This window comes from Deltaproteobacteria bacterium, assembly GCA_016210005.1.
In the GTDB taxonomy this organism is placed as follows: domain Bacteria; phylum Desulfobacterota; class Binatia; order HRBIN30; family JACQVA1; genus JACQVA1.
Map to the genome: position 1 here is coordinate 1 of JACQVA010000190.1, position 8924 is coordinate 8924.

Sequence of the window (8924 nt, forward strand, 5' to 3'; positions counted from 1 at the left end):
GATAATACGTCATCGTATTTACGAATTGCGGTACTTAGTTTGCCAGGATGTAAACGCAGAACTACTTGTCCATAGCGCCAAACGCCAAACTGGATTCCGGCTTTCGCGGGAATGACGGCCATAACACCGAACCACGTTACCCACAAATGTGTCGCGCACCCGTCGGTGCGCGCAATCTACACCCTCGTCTTCTTATTAGTGCCGAACGAAGTTCAGGCCGCGAGGTGACTCCATCGGACCTCGAATCTCCTGTGCGCGCCGGCGTGCTGCCGCCTTGACTTAGTGAAACGCACGTTTAAAACTGCCGTTCACATGAAGGACGTGGCCAACCCGACCAAGGATCGCGTGCTGGCAGCGGCGGCCGAGCTGTTTGCCGGCCGCGGCTTTCACGCCACCACCATGCGCGACATTGCCGCCCGCGCCGGCGTCAACCTCGCCGCCGGCCACTATCATTACGGCTGCAAGAAGGACCTCTACCTGGAGGTGCTGCGCGCCCAGTTCGCCGAGGTTCGGGCCGAGCTGGCGCGCCGTGGCGCCGCGCGCCCGACGAGGGAGCTGGCGCGGCTGGCGCGCGCCCAACTCGTCGAACTGTTGCGCGCGCGCGCCAAGGCGATGCTCGATTTGCTAATCGGACCGCCGCCCGGCCGGCACGGTACCCTGATGCAGCGCGAGATGTGCGACCCGAGCGAGGCCTTGCCGGTAATCGTCGAGGAATTCATCCGGCCCTTGGTGCGTGACATCGAGGACATCGTTCGCCGGCTGGCCCCCGGCCTCAGCCGCCAGCAGCTCGAGCGCTGCACCTTCAGCATCGTCGCTCAGGCCTTGTTCTACCGCTTCACCATGCCGGCCACGCTGCGCCTCTGGGGCTTGACGGCGTACCCGCTGCCGCTGGCGCGCGAGCTGGCGGAGCACATCAGCGAGTTTTCGCTCGGTGGGGTAGAGCGCGTGGCGCAGCGCCGCTCGTCCCGCCGGCTCAAACCCGCCGCCGCGCGCACGCGCCCGGCCGCCGCGGTTGGTGGCTGACGCCATGCCGCGCAAGCTAATTCCACTTGTGGTTGTGCTGCTTGCCGGCGCCGCGGCGGGGATCATCTACCTGCGACACGAGGGCGCCGCCGTGCGTTTCACCGGTTTCGTCGAAGGCGAAGAGCGCGTCATGCGCAGTGAAGTCAGCGGCCGGGTGCTGGAGGTCAAGTACGGCGAGGGCGCCAGTGTCGCTGCGCGCGAAGTCATCGCCGTGGTCGACGACCGTGACATGCAGGCGCGTATCCGCTCCAAGCGGGAGGAATTGGCGGTGCTCGATGCCGAACTGCGGGCGCAGGCCGAGCGCGTGCAGTTGGTCGAGAGCACCTGGCAGCGCGAGGTGAGCGTCCGCCAGGCCGAGCGCCGGCAGGCGGAATCGGCCGCCGAGCTGGCGGCACGCACGCTGGCACGCGAGGAGACGCTGGTGCGGAGCGGACTGAGCACGGCCCAGTCGCTGGACGATCATCGGGCGCGGCGCGATCAGGCCGACAGCGCGCTGCAACGCGCCCGCGAGCTGCTCGCTCGCAGCGAGGCCGAAGTTCATAGCGTGGCGCTGGCGCGCCACGAGCTTGCGACCCTCGAGCAGAAGCGCCAGTTGTTGCTGGCCCAACTCGCCGAGCTCGAGGTTACCCAGTCCAAGTACGTCATCCGCGCGCCCGACGTGCCCACGGTGCTGCAGACGCAATTCGTCTGGCCGGGCGAGCTGGCGCAACCGGGTACGGCCGTCGCCGCCTTGCTCGACCCCGCCGACAAGTACGTGCAGATCTACGTGCCGGTGGCCGAGGTCGGCCGCCTGCAGATCGGCCAGCGCGTGTCACTCGAAGTGGACAGCCGCCCGGGCGAGCGCGTGCCCGGCGAGGTCAGCTTCATCGCCGACAAGGCCAACTTCACCCCCGAAAAGATCGAGACGCGCAGTGACCGCATGGGGCAGGTCTACCGCGTCAAGATTCGCATCCTCGAAGGTGTCGAGCGCTTGCAGCCGGGAACCGAAGGCAACGTCTACCTCGACTCATGAGCCGCAATTGCACCGCCAAGCCGATGGGGGCGCCGCGCCGGTACCGCTGATGGACGCAGCGGTGATCGAGCTACGGGGCTTGTCGAAGCGTTTCGGAACGCGCCCCGCCCTTCGCGGGGTCGATCTTAGCCTGACGGGCGGACAGATCGCCGGCATTGCCGGGCCCGACGGCGCCGGCAAGACCACGCTGCTGCGCGCGCTCGCCGGCCTGCTAGAGATCGAAGCGGTGCAAGCACGCGTGCTCGGTCACGATCTGCGCGGCGACGTTACCGCGCTCAAGGCCGAGCTCGGATACGTGCCGCAAGCCTTCAGCCTGCACCAGGATCTGTCGGTGATCGAGAACCTGCGCTTCACCGCCCGGCTGCACCGGCTGGCGCGGTCCGAGTTCGCCGCCCGGGCCGACGAACTGCTGGCGCGCACCGGCTTGGCGCCCTTCGCCGGCCGCGCCGCCGGTGCGCTTTCCGGCGGGATGAAGCAGAAGCTGGCGGTTGCCAACGCTTTGCTGCCGCGGCCTCCGTTGCTCCTGCTCGACGAGCCCACCGCCGGCGTCGATGTCGTCGCCCGCCGTGAAATCTGGGCCTTGCTGGCACAGGAGCGGGCCCGGGCCCTGGTGCTGGTCAGCACCAGTTACCTCGACGAAGCCGAGGCCTGCGATCGCCTGGTGTATCTCGACAACGGGCGGGTGGTGGCAACCGGAACTCCGCGAGAGCTGGAGCAGCGGGTGGGGCTCGAACTCTATCGCGCTTGGGGCGACGACGGGCGGGCGGTGGCCCGCGCCGCCCGCCGGCTGCCCTATGTTGCGGGCGCGCGCGCCAGCGGCCGCGCCGCTCGCATCGAGGTCAGCCGCCAAGACACGCCCGGCGCCGCTCAGGTGATTCGCGACCTCGGGGCGTTGCCCGCAGTCAGCGTGCATTTCGCCGAGGCTATTCCAATCGACATGGAATCCACCTTGCTGGCGCTGGCGCGCGGCGGTGCCGCCCACTCATGACGCCGCCCATCATCACCGCCCGCGCGCTCACTAAATGTTTCGGCGACTTCACCGCGGTGGATCGCCTCGCGCTCGAAGTGGCGCCGGGTTCGATCTTTGCCTTTCTCGGCGCCAACGGCTCGGGTAAGAGCACGACCATCCGGATGTTGATCGGCCTGCTGCGCCCGAGCGCCGGCGCCATCGAGGTCGACGGCATCGATGTCATTCGCCAGCCCCGCCGGGTGCGTGACCACATCGGCTACATGGGCCAGAAGGTCAGTCTTTATCGCGGGCTGTCGCTGCGCGAGAACGTCGAGTTCTACGCCGGGCTTTACGGGCTCTCGGCGGTGGCGCTCGAACGCGCCTGGGGCGGGTTGCGCGAGCGCTTTTCACTGGGCGAGGCGGAGCCCGAGTTGACGGAGGACTTGCCTGCCGGCGTCCGCCAGCGCGCCGGGCTCGCTCTGGCCACGCTGCACCAGCCGCGGGTGTTGTTCCTCGATGAGCCCACCGCCGGCGTCGATGTGCACAATCGCGGGTTGTTCTGGGAGCTGATTCAAGAAGAGGCCGATGCCGGGGTGACGGTGTTCGTCACCACGCATTTCCTCGAAGAGACCGACTACTGCGACTGGGCCTGCTTCATTGATGCCGGGCGCGTCATTGCCAACGCCGAGCCGGAAGCTTTGCGGCGCCGGTTCTCGAACGGGTATCAGGTCGAAGTGGTCTGCGGCGCCGAACAGCGCGCGCGGGTGGCGCAGGAGCTGGGCGCGGCCGGGGCCGTGGTTACGCCCGGCGCCGGTGGCGTGCAGGCGAGTGTCGCCACGCTCGACAGTGCTTTTCTGCGCCGGCTGGATCGGCTCGCGGCCGAGTGTCCGGGGGTGCAGACGCGCATCGAGCAGCCGGCGATGACGGAGGTCTTCCGTCGCGTGTTGGCCGAGGTCGGGGTGGAGCGATGAACTGGCGGCGGCTGCGCACGCTGATGCGGCGCGAGGTGCAGGCCACCTTTCGCGATCCCTTCACGATCACGGTGCTGATCACCGTGCCGCTGGCCGCGCTGCTGGCGTTCGGCTTCACCTTGGCGACCGATGTGCGGCACCTTGCCCTCGGGGTGTACGACGCCGCCGGCACGGCCGCCAGCCGCCGCCTGGTGGCGGAGCTGGCCGCTCAGAGCGCATTCGACCCCCGTCAGTACGCTCGCCGCGATGAGCTGGAGCACGCGCTGGTGGCCGGCGATATCGGCGCTGCCATCGTGATTCCGCCCGGCTTCGAGCGCCACCGCCGCGGCGGCCGGCCCCAGCCCTCCGAAATCCAGCTGCTCTACGACGGCGGGGAAGCGGTGCTGGCGGGCAATGCCGAGGCCTTCATGCGCAGCCTGCTCAGCGCCACCGCCGGCGAGCTCGCCGGCCCGCCATCGGTTCGCCGGGCCGGCATCGCCGTGGTGACTCGCGCCGTGTTCAACCCGCGGCTCGACGGCAAGCCATTCATGGTGGCGGGTACGTTTGGCTTTGTGCTGTCGTTCCTCACCGTCCTGATCACCGCGGTCTCGATCGTCAACGAGAAGTTGACCGGCACCTTCGAGCAACTGCAGGTGACCCCAGCCAACGCCGTCGAGATCGTACTCGGCAAGATCCTTCCCCTCGGGGCGGTGTTTGCCGTCGACGTGGTGCTGATGGTGCTGCTCGCCGGCGCCGTGCTGCAAGTCTGGCCGGCCGGCAGTGTAATGTTGTTCGTGGTGATTTCTTCCTTCTACGTTCTGGTGTCGCTGTCGATGGGCCTGATCATTTCGGCGACCTCGCACACCGCCGCCGAAGCGGTGCAGAAGAGCGTGATTCTCAGCATCCCGCTGGTGCAGCTCAGCGGCTTCGCCTTTCCGACCCGCAACATGCCGTGGATCGTGCAATGGGTCGCCGAGCTGTTTCCCGCCACGCACTACATCCGCGTCAGCCGCGCCATCTACATGCGGGGCGAGGGCTTCCTGTCGCTGCTGCCGGAGTTGGCGCTATTGCTGCTGTTCGGGGTCATCCTGATGGCCTATGCGCTGCGTACCGTCGAGGCCCGCACATGAGCCGCGCGCCGGGCCGTTTTTGGTCCAACGTGTTGGCGGTCGCCTACAAGGAAGCCAGCATCATTCGTCACGATCGCGCCCTGGTCGGCACCGTGGTGGCACAGCCGGTGATGATGCTGCTGCTGTTCGGTCTGGCGCTGTCGAACAAGCCGGCCAACGTGCCCTGGGCGGTGCTCGATCGCAGCGACACGGCGCTGTCGCGGCGGCTGGTGCAGGAGATACAGGCCACCGGCTACTTCCTGCCGCCGCAGCGTGCCAGCGGCTATGAGCACGGCCGCGAGCTGCTACGCCGCGGTGAGGCGATGGCACTGGTAGTCATTCCGCACGACCTGCGGCGCCAGCTCGAGCGCGGGCAGCCGCGCATTCAGCTCTTGCTCGATGGTAGCGACCCGCTTTCGGCGGCGCGGGTGGGCGGCTACATCGCGCAGGTGGCGGCGGCGGTCGAAGTGTTGCCGGCGGCCGCGGCCGGGCCGCGGGCTGGTGAGTTGGACCTGCGCCAGCGCTTTTGGTTCAATCCCACTCTCAGTGATCGCGAGTTCTTCCTGGTAGCCTTGGCCGGCATGCTCTTGACGAATCTGTGTTTGTCGGCGACCGCGCTCGGCCTGGTGGGCGAGCGCGAAAGCGGCACCTACGAGCAGATGCTGGCGCTGCCGACCACGCCGCTGGAGATCGTGCTCGGTAAACTCGTGCCGTTCGTCGTCATTAGCTACGGCGTGCTGTTGTTTGCGATCGCCGGCGCCGGCCTCGGCTTCGGCCTGTGGCCGCAGGGTAACTGGCTGACGCTGTTGGTGGTCACCTTGCCGTTCGTGCTCGCCTCGCTAGCGGTGGGTGTGTTGGTATCCACGCTGGCGCACACCTCGGCGCAGGCGGTGTTCATCACCGTGTTCTTCATCATGCCGTCGTTCGTGCTCTCGGGCACGATGATTCCGTATCAGCTCATGCCGTCCGGCATCCGTGAACTGGGCGGACTATTTCCGCTGCGGTGGTATCAGATCATCTTGCGCCGCATCGGCGCCCGCGGTGCAGGGTTTAGCGAGGTGGCTTTGCCCGTGCTCGCGCTGCTGATCTTGTTCGCCGTCCTGCTCGCCACCATCCGCCGGCGCATGAAGCCGCGGCTGAGCTGAGCGCCAGCCTGCCGATGCTCTGGAGCAAGAGGACTAGCCATGGTCGCGCGCTGTCACCACTAGTGGTCCTCGCTCAAGGAAGAGAGGGTCTTCAGGAAGTCGTGTGGGTAGAAGATGGGTTCGTCCCGGCGCTCCCGACGGCGCTTCAGATCAGGACAGGTTCCTTTGATCTGCGTTGATGACCCGATACCTTCGATCGTTGCGACGCGGCGCAGGGCACTCATACATTGCGAGCCGGGCGCCACATTGGGCGCGGCGACAATGCCTTTCGACTCCTGGCGTTTTGCAAAGGCATATTTCGACTAGGAATACTGGATTTCGACCCTCACGCGCTTTATGATTGCTTCGACCTGACGACCAGTAAATGAACGTTCTTCGACCTTAGTAGGGAACTCTCGACCATGGCCACGAAAGATCAGCAGGCTTCGACCTTCCAGGACGAGAGTCCCCCGGCCGCCGCCCGCCTGGTGGGCTCTGCCGCGCTCGTATACCAGCTCGGCATCCCGGCGCCCGTCCGCCATCGATCCTGCGTCTCAAGCCAGTACGTCAAGGGCAGTCAGCGCGTCGAGGCGGCTTGGGCGGTCTTCGACAAACGGTACTGGCCCGGCGACGACCTGATTGACCATCTCAACTTCGCCTTGCGCCACGAACCGCTCGACCTGCTTGTTCTCAAGCGCGTGTTCGAGGCCCTGCCGCCACCCGCCATTTATGCGATCGCCCGCGGCGCGCCGAAAAGCGCGTCGCTGCGGCGGGCGTGGTACCTCTACGAAACGTTGACCGGCCGGATGCTGGATGCCGAGGACGCCGGCCGAGCAACCGCCATCGTCGATCTCCTCGATCCCAAGGCGTATTTCACATCGAGCCCGCAACTCTCGAAGCGCCACCGCGTGCGCGACAATCTGCTCGGGAACGCCCGCTATTGTCCGGTCATCCGGCGTACGCCGGCGCTGGAAAAGTTCATCGAGCTGGACCTTGCGGCCAAAGCAGGGGAAATTGTTGGGCATACCGGCGCTCACCTCATCGCCCGCGCGGCCAGTTTCATGTTGCTGGCAGACAGCCGGGCGAGCTTCGAGATTGAAGGAGAGCGTGCACCGCGAAACCGGCTGGAGCGGTGGGGCCGCGCCGTGTTGCAGGCCGGCAAGCACGATCTGACCCTGCCGGAGATCATCCGCCTGCACGGGGCGTTCATCGAGGATACGCGCTTCATCCATGCGGGCTTGAGGCCCGACAGTGTCTTTCTGGGTGAACGTGACCACACGGGCGACCCTTTGCCGGAATTTATCGGCGCGCGCCCTGGCGATCTCCAAGGCCTGATGCGCGGTATGCTGGAAGCGAACGACCGGATGCGACACAGCGGCATGGACCCCGTACTGCAAGCCGCCGCCACGGCGTTTGGCTTCGTGTATATCCATCCGTTCCAGGACGGAAACGGACGCCTGCATCGCTGCCTCATCCATCACGTCCTCGCCGAGCGCAGGTTCACGCCGCCAGGCATGGTCTTTCCGGTTTCGTCGGTCATGCTTGACCGCATCGATGATTACCGGCGCACGCTACAAGCGCACACGGGGCCACTGCTGCCGTTCATTGACTGGCGTGCGACAGCCGAGCGCAACGTCGAGGTCCTCAACGATACCGCAGACATGTACCGATACTTCGACTGCACGGCTGCGGCCGAGTTTCTCTTCGCTTGCGTCCGGCGCACGGTTGAAGACGATCTGCCGCGCGAGATCGACTACCTTCGCCGCCACGACGAGGCCCTCCGGCGCATCATGGATGCGGTTGAGATGCCGGACCGTCTCGCGGAGAACCTCGTCATGTTCATCCGGCAAAACCACGGCTGTCTGCCCACGAGGCGCCGCAAGAGCGAATTCCAGAAGCTCCGCGATGACGAAGTAGCCCTGATCGAGAAGATCGTGAACGATGCCTTTAGCGGCTTCGAAGAATCCAGGAGCAGCCTGAATGGCCGGAGCGATGTCCCAGACCAATCCTTTTGACCTTCGCGAGTGGCTCGAATCAAGCTCACCCAGCGCATGTGAACTCCGACCGGTCCCCCTTCGGCTGTCAGTCTCACGGGTTGAGGCAGAAGTTGTTGTTCGTTACTGACACCACGTGCGCGCTATGAATGTCGTTGCATAACCCAATCGGGCTTCGTAGAGGTTAGGCATGAGGACCCCCCGCCGGCTGGCGCTGAGTGCAGCCACCGCCTGGCTCGGAGCTGTGCTCGCAGTGGCGGTGGCCGCCGAGCCGCCCGGCAAGGATCGCCAGCCGCCGCGGCCACCGATGGTTGCCGGGGAGTTGCTGGTGCGGCTGCGCTCTGACTTTCCGGAATGCGCACACTGTCTGGTGGCCAGCGGCAGAGGGCTGACGACCACGACGGGCACGCGTATTCTCGATCAGGTGCGGCTGAAGCACGGCATCACGCAGATGGAGCCGGTGTTCGGTGGGGTGCATGCGGGCGCGCGACGCCAGGCGGCGCAGCGGCGCTTCGGGGCCAAGGCGGGAGGTGGTGGTGCGGCAGCAACGAACTTGTCCCAGATCTATCTGGTGCGCGTGGATCCGAAGGCCGATGTGTTGAAAGTGGCGGCTGACTTCCGGCGCGACCCCAACGTGGTGTCGGCCGAGCCGAACTATCTGTACTCGATCAAGTCGACAGGTGACCTCAGTCCGGAAGTGAACCTCGCGCCAAGGCGCAAAGCCGCAAAGCAGAGTACGGTCTCCGAAGAGGCGTCGCCAGCA

8 protein-coding genes are annotated in these 8924 nt (G+C 66.4%); all 8 read left to right on the plus strand.

The features are described from left to right. Window positions 1–312: 312 nt before the first annotated feature. Window positions 313–1023 (plus strand): CerR family C-terminal domain-containing protein, encoded by a 711-nt coding sequence (locus HY699_18400; protein ID MBI4517781.1) that lies wholly within the window; start codon window positions 313–315, stop codon window positions 1021–1023. A gap of 4 nt (window positions 1024–1027) precedes the next feature. Further along, window positions 1028–2035 (plus strand): HlyD family efflux transporter periplasmic adaptor subunit, encoded by a 1008-nt coding sequence (locus HY699_18405; GenBank protein ID MBI4517782.1) that lies wholly within the window; start codon window positions 1028–1030, stop codon window positions 2033–2035. Window positions 2036–2084: 49 nt separating this feature from the next. Beyond that, window positions 2085–3023 (plus strand): ABC transporter ATP-binding protein, encoded by a 939-nt coding sequence (locus HY699_18410; GenBank protein ID MBI4517783.1) that lies wholly within the window; start codon window positions 2085–2087, stop codon window positions 3021–3023. Further along, window positions 3020–3955, plus strand: coding sequence for an ABC transporter ATP-binding protein (locus tag HY699_18415; GenBank protein ID MBI4517784.1), 936 nt, complete (start codon window positions 3020–3022; stop codon window positions 3953–3955). The genes HY699_18410 and HY699_18415 overlap by 4 nt, the downstream gene beginning before the upstream one ends. Beyond that, on the plus strand, window positions 3952–5064 hold the full coding sequence (locus HY699_18420; GenBank protein ID MBI4517785.1) for an ABC transporter permease: 1113 nt from the start codon (window positions 3952–3954) through the stop codon (window positions 5062–5064). Before HY699_18415 ends, HY699_18420 begins: the two co-directional genes overlap by 4 nt. Next, window positions 5061–6188, plus strand: a complete 1128-nt coding sequence (locus HY699_18425) for an ABC transporter permease (GenBank protein MBI4517786.1) — start codon at window positions 5061–5063, stop codon at window positions 6186–6188. The genes HY699_18420 and HY699_18425 overlap by 4 nt, the downstream gene beginning before the upstream one ends. Before the next feature lie 401 nt (window positions 6189–6589). After that, window positions 6590–8182 (plus strand): Fic family protein, encoded by a 1593-nt coding sequence (locus tag HY699_18430; GenBank protein MBI4517787.1) that lies wholly within the window; start codon window positions 6590–6592, stop codon window positions 8180–8182. A gap of 169 nt (window positions 8183–8351) precedes the next feature. Then, window positions 8352–8924 (plus strand): hypothetical protein (locus tag HY699_18435; protein MBI4517788.1); only part of this gene is annotated, 573 nt, incomplete at its 3' end.